14 protein-coding genes are annotated in these 19,016 nt (G+C 35.9%); 6 read left to right on the top strand and 8 right to left on the bottom strand.

What is annotated here, in order from left to right; genetic code table 11:
* Positions 1–461: transposase (locus NU08_RS13065; protein WP_129747637.1), on the top strand; the 461-nt coding region annotated here is incomplete at its 5' end.
* 523 nt (positions 462–984) lie between these two features.
* On the opposite strand, the gene NU08_RS13060 is transcribed toward NU08_RS13065, so the two are convergent.
* The 8 genes from NU08_RS13060 to NU08_RS13025 all read right to left on the bottom strand — a co-directional run bounded on the left by NU08_RS13060 (position 985) and on the right by NU08_RS13025 (position 15,791).
* Complete coding sequence (locus tag NU08_RS13060; protein WP_129747636.1) at positions 985–1,890, bottom strand: carbohydrate kinase family protein; 906 nt, start codon at positions 1,888–1,890, stop codon at positions 985–987.
* A gap of 23 nt (positions 1,891–1,913) precedes the next feature.
* Positions 1,914–3,470 (bottom strand): glycoside hydrolase family 32 protein, encoded by a 1,557-nt coding sequence (locus tag NU08_RS13055; protein WP_129747635.1) that lies wholly within the window; start codon positions 3,468–3,470, stop codon positions 1,914–1,916.
* Between the two features lie 21 nt (positions 3,471–3,491).
* Positions 3,492–4,889, bottom strand: coding sequence for a DUF4960 domain-containing protein (locus tag NU08_RS13050; RefSeq protein WP_129747634.1), 1,398 nt, complete (start codon positions 4,887–4,889; stop codon positions 3,492–3,494).
* Between the two features lie 19 nt (positions 4,890–4,908).
* Positions 4,909–6,600 (bottom strand): RagB/SusD family nutrient uptake outer membrane protein, encoded by a 1,692-nt coding sequence (locus NU08_RS13045; protein WP_129747633.1) that lies wholly within the window; start codon positions 6,598–6,600, stop codon positions 4,909–4,911.
* Between the two features lie 14 nt (positions 6,601–6,614).
* Positions 6,615–9,716 carry a SusC/RagA family TonB-linked outer membrane protein gene (locus NU08_RS13040; RefSeq protein ID WP_129747632.1) on the bottom strand — a complete coding sequence of 1,034 codons (3,102 nt, stop codon included), beginning with the start codon at positions 9,714–9,716 and terminating at the stop codon, positions 6,615–6,617.
* Between the two features lie 168 nt (positions 9,717–9,884).
* Positions 9,885–11,501: a glycoside hydrolase family 32 protein gene (locus NU08_RS13035; RefSeq protein WP_129747631.1), complete on the bottom strand. Its 1,617-nt coding sequence runs from the start codon at positions 11,499–11,501 to the stop codon at positions 9,885–9,887.
* A complete protein-coding gene (locus NU08_RS13030) occupies positions 11,464–12,822 on the bottom strand; it encodes a sugar porter family MFS transporter (RefSeq protein WP_129747630.1) in 1,359 nt (452 codons plus the stop codon). Before NU08_RS13030 ends, NU08_RS13035 begins: the two co-directional genes overlap by 38 nt.
* Positions 12,823–13,052: 230 nt before the next feature.
* Positions 13,053–15,791, bottom strand: coding sequence for a substrate-binding domain-containing protein (locus NU08_RS13025; RefSeq protein ID WP_129747629.1), 2,739 nt, complete (start codon positions 15,789–15,791; stop codon positions 13,053–13,055).
* Between the two features lie 654 nt (positions 15,792–16,445).
* On the opposite strand from NU08_RS13025, the gene NU08_RS13020 reads away from it, so the two are divergent.
* The 5 genes from NU08_RS13020 to NU08_RS13000 are packed head-to-tail and all read left to right on the top strand — an operon-like array spanning position 16,446 to position 19,012.
* A complete protein-coding gene (locus NU08_RS13020) occupies positions 16,446–16,778 on the top strand; it encodes an ArsR/SmtB family transcription factor (protein WP_129747628.1) in 333 nt (110 codons plus the stop codon).
* Between the two features lie 10 nt (positions 16,779–16,788).
* A complete protein-coding gene (locus NU08_RS13015; RefSeq protein WP_129747627.1) occupies positions 16,789–17,274 on the top strand; it encodes a GNAT family N-acetyltransferase in 486 nt (161 codons plus the stop codon).
* Positions 17,275–17,307: 33 nt separating this feature from the next.
* Positions 17,308–17,781, top strand: coding sequence for a DUF6428 family protein (locus tag NU08_RS13010; RefSeq protein ID WP_129747626.1), 474 nt, complete (start codon positions 17,308–17,310; stop codon positions 17,779–17,781).
* An 11-nt stretch (positions 17,782–17,792) separates the two neighbouring features.
* Complete coding sequence (locus tag NU08_RS13005; RefSeq protein WP_129747625.1) at positions 17,793–18,404, top strand: class I SAM-dependent methyltransferase; 612 nt, start codon at positions 17,793–17,795, stop codon at positions 18,402–18,404.
* A gap of 2 nt (positions 18,405–18,406) precedes the next feature.
* Complete coding sequence (locus NU08_RS13000; protein WP_129747624.1) at positions 18,407–19,012, top strand: low molecular weight phosphatase family protein; 606 nt, start codon at positions 18,407–18,409, stop codon at positions 19,010–19,012.
* Positions 19,013–19,016 lie beyond the last annotated feature (4 nt).

The raw sequence follows: 19,016 nt of genomic DNA, 5'->3' as shown, positions 1-19,016 counted from the left end.
GGCTCTGCATTACCACCCTTATCTACTTTTTAATGAATGGAGCCCAGATTTTCGAAACTCTGGTTTTTGTGCCTAAATGGACCGAATCGGCACCTGAAAATTTTAAGCTTTTACTGGATGGAAAAGGCGCTAGCCTGAAAGTTTTCTGGATTATATTTCATTCTCTGCATGAAATCGCCTTTATCCTTGCCATTATTTTCTGCTGGAGAATTGACCCCGTTAGAAACTGGCTTTTACTTTTATTTGCTGCTCATTTTGCAGTTAGAGCATGGACGCTCTCCTATTTTGCACCAAACATCATTGATTTTCAAAAAATAGCAGAAAATCCTTCACTTGCAAAGGATCTTGCAAAACGAACTTCCCTTTGGCAGACGCTCAATTATATCAGGGTCATTATATTTCTTGTCATTTCCTGCGCATTAATTCCCTTGTGCATTAAATTATTCAGTCTAAGAGCATAACAAAAGGCAGTGCAGATTTACACTGCCTTTTGTTTTATGCCTATTACGGTTCCTTTTTTATCATTACACTGATATTTTATAAAAAGTATAAATCACAGAAAGTAAAATCATAGAGCCAAAGAAAGACAATTCTGCCTTAATCATAACAATCTTTTCAAATCATAGATAATAGCTCTAGAATTGCATATTATTTTAATACCATAAACCAACTGAGTTTTTATATTTTTTTGTAACAATCCCCAAAAGGACATCCAAACCAAATTAACAAAGCCAATGAAAGACAGACACTAAATACCCCATTAATAAAAGAAGTGTTTATATAAAAAGCTAGGCAAATTTAGAATCAGCGTTTTATTAAACACTAACCAAAATAATTTCTCTATTTGGAAAATCGGATTCTTTTCTAAAAAATGCCCCAAATATTGCCTAACTTTTTGGGGCATGTTCATTTTGATATCAGGCTTAACTTCAAAAAAACAGGTATGGCAATTAATCAAATACCATGAGTCTTTTTGTAAATAACTTAAATTTTAGTTGCAGCCATTAAATTTTCAATCTTAGAATTTGGAACTTCCGGATTTGCGCCAGGCGCTTCAGCAACAAGCGCACCTACAGCACAGGCAAAATCAATTGAATTCTGAGGATCTTTCTCGGTTAACAATGAAGTGATTAAAGCAGCCAAGAAAGAATCACCGGCACCTACCGTATCGGCAACTTCGATTGGATAACCGCCGTTTTCGTAAATTTTTCCTTCCCATAATAATAAAGCTCCGTGTTTTCCTTTAGTGACACACATGGCCCTCACTTTGTTCTTCTCTGCAATAAAACGCATATTGTCTTCCAGACTTGTAAAAGGAGAATCCATAGTCCCCACAATCTCAAGCAATTCCTCATCATTAAATTTTATAAAATCCGCCGATAGCATAAGCTGGTTCAGAATTTCATAGGTATAATGTGGTTTTCTTAGATTCACATCAAACACCTTATAAATATCGTTCTGAAGTAGTTCTTCCAAAGCTTTTCTTGAAACATCGTCGCGACAAACCAAACTTCCATAAATCAAAACATCAGCCGCTTTTACCGTTGCTTTTGCCAATTCATTCAATTCAATTTTATCCCAGGCAGACGGATAACTGATTTCATAAGTTGCCGATCCACGCTCATTCAAGGTAACATTAACCAAACCAGTTGGAAAATCTTCAGAAACTACGATTGTATCCGTTTCAAGTCCCAGTTGTTTCACTTGCTCTTTTATTGCTCTCCCGTCTTCATCATTGCCTACACAGCTTATCATAGCTACTTCGCAACCCAGCGTTTTCATTCGCAGGGCAACATTCAATGGTGCTCCGCCAATCTTTTTTTCATTGGCAAAAACATCCCAAAGTACCTCTCCGTATGCCACCGCCTTAAGGTTTTTTCCGTTATTCATTCTAAAATATTTTATTATTGTTCTTATTCAGGCTGGGTTATCTGAAGATTTGAGATTGTACTCGTTTGTCCTTCAGCAATTAAACCCCATTTGTTTTTGTCTCTTCCATAAATGCGGTTGGTAAGTGCTACTTTTCCGTCAATATAAACTACTACAACACTTCCTTCAGCAATTATTTCAATCGTGTATTTTGTATTGATTTGAAAAGCAAATGGCAAGCGTGTCATTTCCTGTGAAGCCGAATTATAACCGCTTATTTTAGCATTAGCAATATCTAAAACTACTTTATAATAGCTTCCTGTATCATTTGTATGAAAAACAAATCCGGTTGTTCCGCTAGCTTTCGCTAAAGTGACTTCGGCTTTTATTTTGACTTTCTTTCCAACGCTTTTAAAAGTAACCATTGCTTTTTCTGCCTCTCCTGATAAAGAATAAGTTCCATTAGTAGCGGTTGCATTTGATGAAATTGCATCTACTTCTGCAGTAGCATTCTTTTTCGAAAATAAATCCTTAACCGATTTCGGCGATTGCGTTCCTAAAGTTCCATCTGAATTTTGAATCAATTCATGAATAACCATATTTCCCGCCCAATCCTTGTTTCCTAAATCATTCTCAGGCGTTTTTCTCGCATTCCATCCAAAAACATATCTTTTATTCCCGTCAGAAGCTGTTTTTCCAGCATAAAAATATTCTCCGTCGATTCTGTCTTTTTCCGGTTTTGTCCACGGACCGTTTATAGACGATGAAATTCTGTAGTGCGTTCCTTTGTTGCCACTCCAATTCTCAGAAAAAATCAAATACCAATTGCTTCCCATTTTGAAAATATCCGCACATTCCATCATCAGATAATTATCTTCAGGCGTTGTGGTATAAATTGGAGCCTGAACATCCCATTTTCCTGATGCAGGATCTGCGCTTGTAAAATGCAGCAAAACGGCTTTTCTTCCAGGTTCTGTCTGCGTACTTACTAACATTGAATATTTTTTCAATTCATCATTATAAAACACGTGCGGATCTCTGAAATCATAGTTGTAATATCCCGCCGGAGCTGTAATCTTAAAAGACGGAACTTTTGTCCATTTTTTCAAATCGCTGCTGGTTGCGCATAAAACACTTTCTCTTGCATTCGACTGGACAAAAGGCAGATTTTCATTGTGCCCTGTATAATAAAAGTAATAAACATTACCCACTTTGAGAACCGATCCTGTACCTATTGCAAAATCTGGTTCCAAAGTTGTACCATACGGAATGGTTTGACCTTCATAGGTAAAGTGCGATAAATCTGTGCTCTGGTATTCATGAATATCGTGAAATCCTTTTCCAGCAGGCTTATTCTGTGCGTCATGCAAAAAATAAATATGAAATTTTCCGTTATCGAAAAAAGGCATAATATCTCCGGTATAACCTGCACTATAATAGGAATCTGTTGTACCCATCCATTGCGCTGGCGGAACAGGAAAAACACTTGTAATTTCAGAATTTCCTCCTGAAATAGAACCTCCAATATAATTTTCATCCTGACTGCATGAAACAAGTGAAAAGAAAATAAAGGCAATTGTGAGTATATTTCTATATTTCATTTTAATTAAATTCAAAGTGGATTATTTTGCTGCTAAATAATTGATACTGTTTTGTGTCAGCAGTTTGATGTTTGTGATAAACTCATTTGCCTGACTTGGCACTCCGCTACTATTCGTTTCATTGTACCAATCGTAAGCTCCCATAGAAATAACAATTACATTTTTATTTTTGCTTGTATTTGGAAATTCTGCAATGGTAACCCTTCCGTTAAGTTCATTATCCCACGCTTCACTTGCCAGATTGGTTCCTCCGGTCTGGTTTCTCCAACCTTCTCCATTATTGTATCCGCCCCATTCTGGTAAAAACCACCACGCTGTGTGGTTTAATCTGAAAGTTCCACTTTGCAATAAATTGGCTTTTCCAGCTTCAAAAGTGGTTAACCCTTGAAATATTGGATGGCCTTCATGACCAACGAATGACATTCCCCATGAATTTCCGTCTACAAAACCGTTTGGAAGAAAATCTCCAAAAACATTATTCGGTCCTTTTCCTGACGGAACAATTCCTAAAGCATCGACATATTGTGAAGCAAAAGAAGTCAAAAGCAAGTTTCCTCCATTTGTTCTGAAATTTTTCAATGCATTAGTAACGTTAGGATTATAAGCCACAGAAGGTAAATTTGTAGCCGAATCAAAATGCCACCAAATCACATCAATATCACTTAAATCGGCACCGTTTTGTATACTTTCGAAAGAAATATATTTAGCTCCCGGGAAGTTATCAAACAACCAATTTGAAGCCGTAACTTCATCCATATTTGTAATTCCTGATCTTGCAGCCGCAGTTCCTAAAAACGCCACGGTTAATCCTGTTACTGGAACTCCAACGTTTGCCGTATAATTAACGCTTTTCCCCTTTGATGTTATTACAAAAGTCACAGCATTAGTAAAATCAATTGTTGCTCCTGATGCTGGTGAAATCGTAACTCCATCTGTTGTTTCAATTACTGGTTTTAGCGCTGTTAAATCGGTATTTTCTGGAAGCGTCATGGTAATCGTTTTGCTAATGTCGTTTACTGTTGCTGCAACGCCATTAATTGTAAAACTCTTAATCGGACTTAAAACGGTTGTGGTTACCGTATAATCCTTATATAAATTACCATTAACCACTCTAAATTTTACCGGGTTTGTAAAATTCATCGCCGAATTTAATTCCGGATTTGAAGTTGCACCATCGACAAAAACAACTTCCGGTTTTATGGCTGTTATATCAGATCCGTAAGGCATTATAACCGTAATTTTACCTGTCGCCTGATCAATACTTCCTGAAACTCCGTTTAACTTGAATGAAAGCACATTGGATGGCGAACTCACATCAAATCCGCCAGTTTCAAAACCATTTTCGCAAGCAGTAATCATAAAAATCATTGCGAATACTATAGACACTTTGGTCCAATATTTATTTAAAGCTTTTTTCATATTGCTGATTCTTTAAAGATTAATAACCTGGATTTTGTCTGTACAATCCCTGACTGAAATTAATTTGCTTCAACGGAATTGGACAATATTCTTCTTTATGTGCATCAAAAAAAGCATCCTGATAATAGGTACGTTTTGTTTTTTCTTTTGCGTAAAAATCATTCATGACCTGATCTGTAATTCCCCAACGAACAAGGTCAAAGAATCGGCTTCCTTCCATGGCCAATTCCAAACGACGTTCCCAACGCAAAGCTTTACGGGCAAAATCCTGTGTCCAGTTGCAATTGCTTCCGTCAACATAAGTACTAATTTTGAAGTTGCTTACATACGGAAGTCTTCCTGTACTCTGCGCCGCTCTTTTTCTGATTTCATTAATCAACGGCAAAGCTTCAGATTGTCTTCCTAATTCAATCAAAGCTTCGGCACGCATCAAAATCACATCGGCATAACGAATCTGAATTCTGTTTTTAGAATTTCCGTAAAACGGATCGATATTTACGACACAACTGCAACTTGGAGCCACGTTTTCTTTTAAAGAAGCATAATAACCGTAAGTTCCAGGCGATCTTACCCAAGCTTCAACATATAGAAATTCAGGATCGTATTTGTATGGCAATCCCGGCATTGCTACAGTATGATACAATCTTGGATCAACTGTATTAGCATCTATATTTTTATAATCAAAATCTTCATTGTTGTACGTATCAAACTCAGGTAAACCATTTGCTCCAGTTTTAAAAGCATTCACTAGGTTTTGACTAGGTTTATGAAAATCACAACAGCCCAAACCTTGCGGTGTAGAAAGAACGTCTGAAAAATTCAATCTTCCATAAAGCGTTCCGTCATTATCTGAAAACTGAATCGAGAAAATAGATTCCGGCCCGTTTTCATAAGTTCCCGGTAAAAAGTTATTGGCAAAATCAGGTTCTAATGACGCTTTTCCAATTACTTTATCGGTTGCAGCTATTACTTCCTGCAAATGCTGCTGACTGATTCCTGTAACTTTAAACGTTTCATCTTGAGTATATGCTTGATACAATCTAGTTTTTGCCAAATATGCATAAGCCGCCTTTTTAGTCGCTCGGCCAATTTCTGGTTGCGCATCGGGTAAATTTTCGGCTGCAGCCTGAAAATCTTCGGCGATTTTATTCCAAAGCTCTTCATTTGAAAGCGCTTTGTTTGAAATTGTTTTGTAATCTTCTATTGCAATATCCTCAGTAATATAAGGTACATTTCTGAACATGATTTTCAGCATGAAGTAAAAATGTCCTCTCAAAAAACGCATTTCAGCCATTCGTGTTTTCTTCAACGGATAATCGGCTTCTGAGATTTGTTCTAAAGCTTTCAATGCTTTATTGGCTCTTGAAACACCAACATAACTGATGTACCAGAAACTATCCAATTCTCCAAAATCTGGACGGATATTATTGGATACTTCAAAAAAGTGAAAATCCTGAATATCATTAGTACCGCTTCCGCCTTTGTAGGCATCATCTGAACGAACATTCCCAAACGGCCATAAACTGTACGGAGAATCGTAATGGTCATTTCCTAACTGTGCATAAGCCGCATTCATAAATCCTTCAACATTCTCAGGCGTAACAATATCTTTTTCTGACAACACGCCACGTGGATCATTCTCTAAAAAATCGGAACAGGAAGCAAAGAAACCCAACACTGCAAATCCTGCTATATATAGTATTTTTTTCATTTTTAAATCTTTTATTATAAAGTAAAATTAAGACCAGCAGTAAAAGTTGTTGGTTGCGGATATCCAAAACCTGCATTTTCAGGATCTACTCCCGTGAAGCTTTTCGCATCAAGAATCAATAGATTCTGACCACTGATATAAAACCTGAAACTTTCCATGCTTAATTTTTTCAGTAAATCTTTTGGTAGACTGTAGCCAAACTGTAAAACTCTAAGTTTAAGGTAACTTCCGTTTTCTACATAATAAGTCGAGAATCTTGACTCCGCATTTCTATCTACTGTTGTCAATGCCGGAATAGTTGAATCTGGATTATCCAAAGACCAAGCATTCAGCAGACGGGTTCCTTTATTTGATCCAACATCATCTACACTCCAGAAATCAGTTTGATACTTTGTGTTATTGATGACATCAACATCTGTCGCACCTTCCCAAAAGGTAGTGAAATCAAAGTTTTTATAAGACAAATTCAAATTGATGCCGTACAGCAATCCTGGGTTTGGGTTTCCAATCCATGTGCGGTCTTTGTCTGTAATTACGCCATCTCCATTTAAGTCTTTATAGCGAATTCTACCAAGTCCTTTTCCTTCCTGAATTGGCGAATTATCAACCTGATCCTGACTTGTAAACAATCCATCAGTAACATATCCGTACATCGAATTAATTGGTCGTCCTAAAATATTATCATCCAGTCCGTTTCCTCCATAATTGTTTTTTACTTCATCCGGTAGTTTTGTGATTTTATTTTTGTTTGCTGAAATGTTTCCTGAAATATCATATTTCAATCCAAATGAAGTTTCGTCATGATACCCCAAAGAAAATTCCCAACCTTTATTTTCCATAGAAGCTCCGTTTACCCAACGATTTCCACCTTCTCCTATAACTCCTAAATACGGTGGCAATACCAAAATATCATCTGTTTTTTTGATATAATAATCTACAGAACCGCTTAGTTTTTGCTTGAATAAACCAAAGTCCAAACCAACATTGGTCTGTGTCGTAGTTTCCCATTTTAAATCATCATTTCCTGACTGCGTTGCGATAAAACCAGACGGAAGCAATCCGTTTCCGTTTCCTGCAATATCATAAGCCGTTCCAAAAGAAGTTGCCCAAGTCGGGCTTCCGCCTGCGTAACTTGCCAGATATAACGAGTAAACCGCTGTATTACTGATTTCCTGATTACCCGTTTGCCCCCATCCTGCTCTTAATTTTAAATCAGAAATAGCGGTTATTTTATCTTTTATGAAATTCTCATTACTGATTCTCCATCCTGCAGAAACTGCTGGGAATGTCCCAAACTGATTGTTTTTACCAAAACGAGAAGAACCGTCACGGCGAATAGTAGCCGAAACTAGATAACGATTATCAAACTCGTAATCTGCTTTTCCAAAATATGAAAGCAAAGAATATATGGTTGAAGTTCCGCTAGTAAAAGATTCTCCTGTTCCTGCATCCGGATACATATAATCCGGCGTTTCGATCAAAAAGTCATTTTTACGCAAAGTGTTTGTATCATAAGTATCTTTATACATCTCCGTTCCCACCATCAAATTCAGATTGCTTTTTCCTAAGTTTAAGCTATAAATTGCTGTATTCGTCCAAGTCCATTTGTCACTGATTGACTGATCAATTGTAACAGAAGTCTGATCATTTTGCAGATAACCCGATTTGTAGCTTCTTTGTAACGTGCGTTTTTTATAAAAACCATAATCCATTCCGAAACTGGTTTTGATGTGCAGATTTTTAATGATTTCCAAATCCGCGTAAGCGTTACCAAAAAGGCGCAAATAATCGTATTTGTTGTCTTTATTATATTCTAAAAGTCGAACCGGATTTTGTCTGTCGTTCATTCCCCCAACAGGTCCTCCCCAACCTATTCCATCTACAGTGTGTACTGGAATAATTGGTAAAGCTCTAAGTGCAGGATCTAAAACACCTGGATCTGTAACTTCGTTTGTACGGTTTAAACTGAAATTTTCTCCAATAACTAATTTTCCGTCAAAGTACTTGTATGAACTGTTCATTCTGGCAGAAATTCTTTCGAAATCAGTAGTTTTTACCACCCCTTCATTTCCGTAATATCCTAAAGAGAAAACATAATTCCCTTTCTCAGAAGCATTTGAAACCGATAAATCATAAGAATTGGCAACTCCGGTTTGAGAAATCGCATCGTACCAATCGGTATTTGAAGCTTTTAGCGTTTGCTGAGCATCTAAATATTCCGGAACCAAAACTTTGTTCAATTGCGGTTTATTGTTGTTTATTGACCAGTCAAACTGATAACGCAAATTGTTATTATTCGGATTCAATCCGTCGTTAATATTTGCCTGCCAAAGTGCCTGTCCAAACTGGTTTGCATTTAGGACATCCAACTTTCTTGAATAATCAGAAAATGAAGCATAGGTGCTGAAATTGATTCTCATTTTACCTTCTTTTCCTTTTTTGGTTGTAATGATAATCACACCGTTTGAAGCTCTAGAACCGTAGATACTGGCAGACGAAGCATCTTTTAAAACCTGAATAGTCTCAATATCATTAGGATTCAATTCGTGCATTCCCGATTTGGTTGGCATTCCGTCGATTACATAAAGCGGATCCGTGTTATTTAAAGTTCCAACACCACGAATGACCACTTTGGTATTTCCTCCGCTTGGCGAGCCATCAGACGATACTTTTACTCCGGCAATTCTTCCCTGCAAAGCTTTGATTGGGTTTGGCTCTGGCTGTTTCATAACGTCTTTCATGTTCACGACGGCAACTGCTCCTGTGATATCCGTTTTCTTTTGTTTAGAATATCCTGTTACCACAACTTCATTCAGTTGATTGTTATCGACTTTCAGCGTTATGTTGATTGTTTTTTGCCCTTTAACTGAAATGGATTGCGGACTGTAACCTACAAAAGAAACTACAAGTACAGCATCTGAAGCAACGCTGGGAAAGGAAAAATTCCCGTCAAAATCGGTAACCGAACTGGTATTGGTTCCCGAAATCATTACTGTGGCACCTGGAAGTGGCATTCCGTCATCAGATGAAATTACCGTTCCTTTTATTCCGTTTTCCTGTGCCATCATGAGCATTGGAAAAAAGAAAAATAGAAAATAAAAAATCTTATTTCTCATAAATTTTGGTTTGGTTAAGGTTATTTTAATAGTTAGTGATGTTTTACTGCCATTCCCTAGCAGTTTTTTTATTTTGCAAATAGATGCAACGAGCCTGAAAGAGATTATCCTTCTTACGGTTGTACGATTTGTTTTTGGATTGAATTAGAAAAATTCTATTCGATTTTCTTATTGCTTTTTATTAATGTCCAATACTTGAATAATCCCATTTTTTAGTTCTATTTTCTGCTTTGAAGAAATAGTAAGGGCTGAAAATGGTTTGTTCAGGAAAAAGATTTCCGTCATCACTTTCTCGCCATTGTTGTAAAAAATTTCAATTGAAGTTTTATCCAGAATAATTTTAAAAGCGACATTTTTTTGGCTTCCTTTCAAAAATGCTTTGCTTACTGGTGTCGCAAATTTATCCGAGAAATCAATTTTTCCCGCTTTAGAACGATCAACAAATAAATAATTTTCTTTGTTGTTTAAACCGAAACTTAAAGATTCTCCATTTGCATTTGAAAGTGTAAAAGTATAATCTTCCTGTTTTAAGTTTTTTAAGTCTAAGCTAACAACTGCCTGTGTTAAATCTGCTTTTCCGCTTTCAATTACTTTTAAAGTTCCTTTTCCGTTCAAACTTTGCACTTTAAGAGTTTTAGCAACATAATTATTTAATTCTCTTACTGGTTTACTCTCCAAGTTATAGTGATTTCCTTTTTTTACCAATTGCAGTTCGCGCGGAATTGTGGTGCTGCTTCTCCAAGTCGTTGTTGGAACCTGCTGTGCATATTCCCAGTTTGACATCCATCCGATAAATAATCTTCTTCCGTCTGAAGATGGAATATTATTCCATGTCACTCCTGCATAATTATCTTTTCCATAATCTGCCCAAACTGCTTTTTCGTTTTGTACTCTTTCAGCAAAACCAGCGTCCATAGTAAATGTTTTTCCATCAAAATCGCCAACAAAATATTGAACTCCGGAACCTCCATTTGGCCCGCCGGGATTCAGATTTACTATTAAAACCCATTTGGTTTCCTTTGTTCCTTCCACTTTTATTTCGAAGAAATCAGGACATTCCCAAACGCCGCCATGAGCACCGATATTTTTTCCGAATTCAGATGCAAATTCCCAATTTTTCAGATTTGACGATTTGTAAAACTGTATTCGATCCTGTGCAGCCAAAGCCATGATCCATTGTTTGTGTGTCTTGTCCCAGGATACTTTTGGATCTCTAAAATCTCTAATTCCAGGGTTTTTCACAACAGGATTTCCTTCCTCAAATTTCTGCCATGTAAAACCATTATCGTTAGAAAAAGCAATATCCTGCTGTTCCACATCCATTTTGCCTGCTTTTTCCTTTGTCATATCATGCAACGTATAAATGGCAACAATCGGAGCTGTTTTTCCTGTTCCTAAGCCAGATGTGTTTTCCGTATCGACAACAGCACTTCCTGAAAATATATATTTGTCCTTATTTGGGTAAAGCGCAATTGGCTGTTCTTCCCATTTAATTAAATCTTTAGAAATCGCATGTCCCCAATGCATTGGTCCCCATGTGTTTCCATCAGGATAATGCTGGTAAAACAAATGATAATATCCGTTGGCAAAGAACATTCCATTAGGATCGTTCATCCAGCCTTTTTTTGGTGTAAAATGAAAATGTGGGCGATACATTTGTTCTTCCGCTGTGTTCGATACAGTTGTGGCAACAGTTTGTGCAATTGCAGAAGACGGTTTTAATCCTACTATCGACAGTAAAACGGCACTATAAAGAGCTAACGGCAGATGTTTCTTTGATTTCATTTTTGTGGTTGTTTTTGTTAGTTAGTGTTTCGCTTAAAGCTTCTAAAGAGAGTCCTTTTGTTTCCGGCATTAAAAACATTACAAATAATAATTGCAACACCATCATCAATGTAAAAATAAGGAATACAACTTCGGGGCCGATTTCTGAGAACAACATCGGAATTAAAGACGGAATAATAGCTGCCAAAACCCAATGTACGGAACTTCCAAATGCTTGTCCGGATGCTCGAATATGATTTGGAAATATTTCTGAAATAAAAACCCAAATGACCGCACCTTGACCAATTGCATGTGAAGCAATAAAAAGGAAAAGGAAAATAGGAACTGATAAGCCTCCCCAATTGTAATAAAAAGAAGCCGATACTAGTCCGAGTGAAATAATATATCCAACAGAACCAATGTACATTAACAACTTTCTTCCTAATTTGTCAATTAATGCCACACCGATTAAGGTGAAAATAAGATTTGTAACTCCAATTCCGATACTGCTTAACAACGCTGTATTCTGCCCCAATCCGGCTTCTTCAAAAATTCTTGGCGCATAATATAGAAATGCATTAATTCCCGAAAACTGATTGAAAAAGGCAATTAAGAAAGCCAGAATTAAAGGGAAACGATATTTCTTCATGAAAATGTTTTCGTGTTTGGCAACACCGTTTTCACGGGAATCGTCTATTAAGTCAGCAATATTTGCAGACGGATCAATCGTATATAAAACTTTACAAGCTTCTTCGTCACGGTTTTTAGACAAAAGCCATCTTGGACTTTCGGGAATTGTCAAAATAAAAAGAATATAAATTAGAGAAGGAATTGCCTGAACGCCAATCATCCATCTCCAGGCATTTTCGCCAATATCTTTTAGAAGGTAATTAGATATAAAAGCAATTAAAATTCCTAATACAATATTAAACTGATACAAGGCTACCAATCTTCCGCGTTTGTCTGCCGGAGCAATTTCTGATACGTAAGCCGGAGCAGCAATAGTAGAAGCACCAACTCCTAAACCACCAATAAATCTAAAGGCAGCAAAAACAAACGGATCATTAGCGAAAGCGGCACCAATTGCCGAAGCGAAATATAAAATTCCAATCCAGAACAACGTTTTTTTACGTCCTATTTTATTAGTTGGGATTCCTCCAAAGATTGCACCAACTACAGTTCCCCATAATGCCATTGCCATAACAACTGAACCATGAAAGGCATCTGATGAGTGCCACAGAAGCTGTAATTGTTTATCAGCTCCAGAAATAACTACGGTATCAAAACCGAAAAGAAAACCTGCCAACGCAGCAGTAACAGACCAAATCAATATCTTATTCATTGTACATGTATTAAAAACTTGTTGCTAAGATATTTGCAAAAAAAACAACTTATTTTTAATGATGTTACAATTTATTTCTATAAATATTGATAGTTTAGCATTTTAAACCCAAAACCTTTATTTACAAGGTTTTACGCAAATTAAAAAACTTTTACGAAAACCATGTAGTTTCAATTATGTTACATAACCTTCAAAATTGATACTTTAAATGAAACAATTTTAAAGACAAATTAGCTTGACGTTTTATATTCTTTAGGAGAAATTCCAAATTTATTCTTAAAGGCTGTAGAAAAATAGTTTGGAGAAGAGAAACCTAATGAGTATGCAATTTCAGAAATATTCATCTCATTTGACTTCAAAAGTTCTGCGGCTTTCTCTAATTTGACATTATTAATATGATCGCTAATATTAATTCCAATAATTGCTTTCACCTTTCGATACAGCTGAACTCTCGAAACGCCCAATTTGTCCGCCAAATCTTCAACTGAAAACTTTGGATTTTCGACATTCTTTCTAATAATGTCATTCATTTTGGTAATAAATGATTGTTCCTGATTTCCAAACTTAGATTCAGGTTCCACTCTGTAAATATTATTGGTGTAATAATAACGTAGTTTTTCTCTGTTGAAAAGCAAACTCGATAGCGATTGTTTTAGAATTGAAAGACTAAAAGGTTTTGTTAAATATTGATCTACTCCACTCTGCAACCCTTTTAGAACCGATTCTTTATTGCTTTGAGCCGTTAGAATTATAATAGGAATATGTGAAGAACGGAGATCTTTTTTTAGTTCTTTGCTAATTTCGTAACCATCTTTATCTACTAAATTAATATCACAGATAATAATGTCTGGAATAATTTCTAAAGCCTTTTCAATCGCATCGCTTCCGTCCGAATTATAAACTACATATTCATTTGACAGTTTGGCTTTCAAAAAGTTAACCAGATCTACATTGTCTTCTATAATTAATAGCGAATGTTTTTCAGCATCAGAAATTGGGTTTGAATTTTTTAAATCGGCTTCTATGTTTAAATTATCGGTTATTAAACTTGGAATACTGGTTAGGTTTTCCACTTTCTGAGTAATCTCTGCTGGTTGCAAATGACTGCTTCCTTTTAATAAGGTAATCACAAATTCACTGCCTTGTTTTGATTTCAATTCAATCGTTCCCTGATGCAAAAGCACAAACTCTTTTGAGAGATGAAGCCCAATTCCTGAACTATTCTTATTGTTATTTGAAGCCCTGAAAAAGGGATCAAAAACATTTGAAAGTTCATCATCAGGAATTCCAATTCCGGAATCTTTAAAATGTATCTTGACTGTATTATCCTGATTTTCGACAATTGAAATACTAATTTTACCATTGTCCGGGGTAAATTTAAAGGCATTTGACAATAAATTGAAATACACTTTATCCATTAAACCGCGATCAATAAACAGCTCCAGATTTTTGTTTTTACAAACCAATTGAAAATCAATATTTCTTCGGGCCGCTTCGCCTTTAAAGTTTGCCATGACATCATTTGTGAAATCGTAAATCTTTGTATTGGAAGCTCTCAGCGTAAACTTTTGCTCTTCAATTTTCCTAAAATCCAGTAATTGATTGATCAATCGAAGCAATCTGTTTGAGTTCTTGTGAATCAGTTTTACTTCATCTATCAATGCGGTACCTTTAATTTTCTCATTTTCGATTAACGATTCCACATAACTCATTATTAGAGTAATAGGCGTTTTAAATTCATGCGAAAGTCCGGTGAAAAAATTCAGTTTTGCTTCATTGCTTTTAGCTGCGATCTGAGCCATTTCCTGAATTTCATTATTCTGGTCAATTACCGTTTGATTGATTCTTTCCAGTTGTTTTTTCTTTTTTGAAATCGAAATTGTAGAATAAATACTGTAAATCGTTAAGCTCAAAATAATTACAAGAAAAAAGCTAAGCAATCTTACCAAATTATTCTGCGAAGCATATTCTCTTTCCTGTACTTTGATTGCTCCTTGCTGCGATTCGATAACCAACTGCTGCTGATCGACTTTATCCATTTGGTTTTCGATAATTTCAGCATTGTTCTTGTCAATAACAATCGTATTTAGAATGTTGTTTCTTGGGATTGACTCCTTGTTGTACATTTTCAGTGCCAGCTTCAGCGCTTCATTTCCTCCGGTTGGATATAAAATCGTTCCATCAAGAACGCCACTTTTTACCAATTCAATTCCTCCATTTACGGAGTTCAGGGCATCAACTCCAATAAACTTGATTTTCTTTTCAAGCCCGAGGGTTTTGGCAGTTTCCCAGGCGCTTAAGGCCATTCTGTCATTATGAGCGAAAATATATTCAATATTTGGATTTTGCAGCAGAATTGCCTTCAAAGGCGCCTTAACCGATTCTTTTTCCCAGTCGCCCTGAATGGTGTTTACAATCTTAAAACGCTTATTCTCGTTGATAATCTGATTGAAACCAAGTGTTCTTTCGTAAGCTGGAGATGATCCGCTGGCACCAGTGATTTCTATAATATTACCGGAACCTTTACTGTGCGAGATAATGTAACGACCAGCGATTCGGCCAATTTCAATATTATCGGCTCCAAGATAAGCTGTATAACTTTCCCCCTCAATTTTTCGATCGACAACAAGAACAGGAATTCCCGCTTTTATCGATTTTTCTACAACTGCCGTTAAAGGTTTGGACTGGATTGGCGATACAATAATAACATCCACTTTATTCGAGATAAAACGCTCGATATCTTCAATTTGTCTCGCAACGTTATTATTGGCGTCTTTGATTGTTAAATCTACTTCAGGATGCAAGGAAGCTTCAATTTTTATTGAACTATTCATTTGCTTGCGCCAATCATCGGTCGTCATCGCCTGTGAGAAACCAACTCTAATTTTGTCACCCTGTTTTTGTTTACAGGAGATTAAACTTAAAGATGCTAAAAAGAGCATCAAAATATATTTTACAAATTGATACATGAATTTTGGGTTTTGTAAATAAAAAATAAGCACTTAAAATGCATTCTTAAATCGCGTTTGTCTAAATAATTAGGAAGGATTATTTTTTAAAAGACAAGGAGAAAAGCTGTATGGTTTAAAAAGTAAAATTAAACTTTTATTTCATGTACACAAATGAGCAAACGATATATCCGGTGTGATATAATAAAAATACTAATATTCATTTAATCAATTTAGAATCAAATAAATTTTCCCATGAATCCCCGACGAGACATCTAAACCAAATTTATAAAACCAGATGAAAGACAGACACTATATATAGTTAGCCAATCTCTTCAAATCATTCAAAAAAGATATTGAAATTTGTCCTGTCCCTGTCACTCTTGAAATACGTTAAAACGAAAGTTTCAGCTTTTTTTTGATTGCTTCAATTATTTAACCAATTCAACCCACAAATAATACTAGGCGGTTTACAGACCCCGTTAAGTTAATTACTCAGGATTCAAACCTTTGTTTCACACAGTAAACACTAAGATCAAAAACGTGCTCCTAATTGTATTTTAACAGACCTTACAATAAAATTCTTCTCAAATTAATTAGCCACCTAAAAATAATAACATAAAATCATTGTCTATTAAATTTAATATCGTAATATTGCAATATAAATATAAACCAATGGGAGCAACAAAAACAGATCACTTCACAGAAAGCCAGAACGAGCTGGCAATTTTGGCCAAAGCGTTGGGTCATCCTGCGCGTATTGCTATTATAGAATATTTATTAAAAGTAGATGCCTGCATCTGCGGAGATATTGTAAACGAACTTCCACTCTCACAACCTACAGTTTCGCAGCATCTTAAAGAATTAAAAAATGCAGGTTTAATAAAAGGAAGTATCGAAGGAAATTCAATTTGCTATTGCATCAACGAACCTGGACTCGAAAAGATAAAAGGATTCTTTGAGCATATATCAAATCATCTTGCCAAAAAAAGAAACGAATGCTGCTAATTTAAGAGATATGGAAATAAGAAATCTTTTAACCGAAGACTGGGATCAAGTAAAAAAAATATATCAACAAGGAATGGATACTGGCAATGCCACTTTTCAAACCAACGCACCATCATGGGAAGATTGGGATCAGTCACATCTTAAGTCTTGCCGAATTGTAATGGAAGAAGATCGTAAAATAATCGGATGGGCTGCCCTTACCCCTATTTCTTCACGCTGCGTTTATGCAGGAGTTGCAGAAGTAAGCGTATATGTCGATCTTGCACATTCAGGAAAAGGAATCGGACTTGCCCTTTTAAATGAACTTGTCCGACAGAGCGAAAAAGAAGGAATATGGACACTTCAGGCAGGGATTTTTCCTGAGAATACTGCAAGTCTTCGCATCCATGAAAAAGCAGGCTTCAGGATACTGGGAATAAGGGAAAAAATTGGAAAACAAAATGGCATCTGGAGAGATACTGCACTTCTTGAAAGAAGAAGCTCTATTATTATTTAATAAAAATATAGTTTAACTAAATATAAAAACATCATGAAACTTTCAGAAATTAAAGAACTGCTTAAAACAGTTGAGGCTGTGAATTTTGAGTTGCCAGATGGCACATTTGTACCAGAATATTTTCATGTAACGGAAGTAGGCTTGATTACCAAAAACTTCATTGACTGCGGTGGAACAGTAAGAAAAGAAACTGTTGTAAACTTCCAGCTTTGGGATGCCAATGATTATGAGCATAGGCTTAAACCTCAGAAACTGATTCATATAATTGAACTTTCAGAAAAAGTATTAGGAATTGAAGATCATGAAATTGAGGTAGAATACCAAAATACTACAATCGGTAAATACGATTTAGATTTTAATGGCAAAAACTTCACTTTACTTAACAAAAAAACGGCCTGTCTTGCTCAGGAACAATGCGGTATTCCTTCTGATCAACCAAAAGTCAAATTATCACAATTACACGCTGATAATGCCAATTCTTGCACTCCAGGCGGAGGCTGTTGCTAATTCAAACACTTATGGGTAGAAAAGAACATTGGGAAAACGTTTTTTCCACTAAAAAAGAAAATGAAGTAAGCTGGTATCAAGTAAATCCTGAAACGTCTGTAAAAGCTATTCTAAAAGCTAATTTGCCAAAAAATGCAAAAATTATCGATATTGGAGGAGGCGACAGCTATCTGATTGATAAATTGATTGATTTAGGATATACCAATCTTTATTTTTTGGATATTTCTGAAAATGCCATCAATCGAATCAAAAATCGTCTGAAAGAGAAATCTCAGCATGTAACATTTATTGTTTCGGACATTTTAGAGTTTATTGCTGATGAATCATTTGATTTTTGGCACGACCGAGCTTCATTTCATTTCTTAACTTCCAAGGAAGAAATAGAAAAATACAAGGCAATTGCCGAAAAATATACAAATGCAAATGCCAATCTTTTTCTTGGAACTTTTTCAGAATCTGGCCCCTTGAAATGCAGTGGGCTCGAAATAACACAATATTCTGAATCAAAACTAGATAAGATTTTTTCTAATACTTTTCTCAAAATGGAATGCTTCACCGAAAATCATCAAACTCCTTTCGAAACAGTACAAAATTTTATTTTTTGCCATTTTAAAAAGAAATAACAATGTATGCAGATTTAACAAAAACAATTGAATCTTTGCCATTTGAATTCTTGTCTGAAGACAGAAAACAAATATTGTTGCCCCTTATTGAATTTATTCAAGCCAGAACAATTAAGCAACAGGAAGTACGACTTAACTTTATTTGTACCCATAATTCTAGAAGAAGCCATTTGTCGCAGATTTGGGCACAGACTGCCGCTGCCTATTATGATATAAAAAATGTCACATGCTATTCTGGGGGAACCGAGGCCACTGCTCTTTTTCCGATGGTAGCCCAAACTTTAGGCGATTCAGGATTTAAGATCAAAACGCTTTCAGAAGGGGCAAATCCTGTTTATTCAATAAAATATTCAGCCAATGAACTTCCCATTATCGGTTTTTCTAAAACCTATGATGATGATTTCAATCCAGAAAGTGGATTTGCCGCAATAATGACCTGTTCGCAAGCAGATGGCGGATGCCCTTTTATAGCAGGTGCCGAAAAAAGAATCCCGATCACTTTTGAGGATCCAAAAATTTCTGACGGAACTCCTCAGCAGAATGAAACTTATCTGGAGCGCAGCCTGCAGATAGGAACTGAAATGTTTTACGTATTCTCACAAATTTAAAAAT

The organism is Flavobacterium anhuiense, from assembly GCF_004151235.1.
Lineage (GTDB): Bacteria > Bacteroidota > Bacteroidia > Flavobacteriales > Flavobacteriaceae > Flavobacterium > Flavobacterium anhuiense_A.
This window is presented reverse-complemented; position numbering and strand designations above follow the sequence as displayed.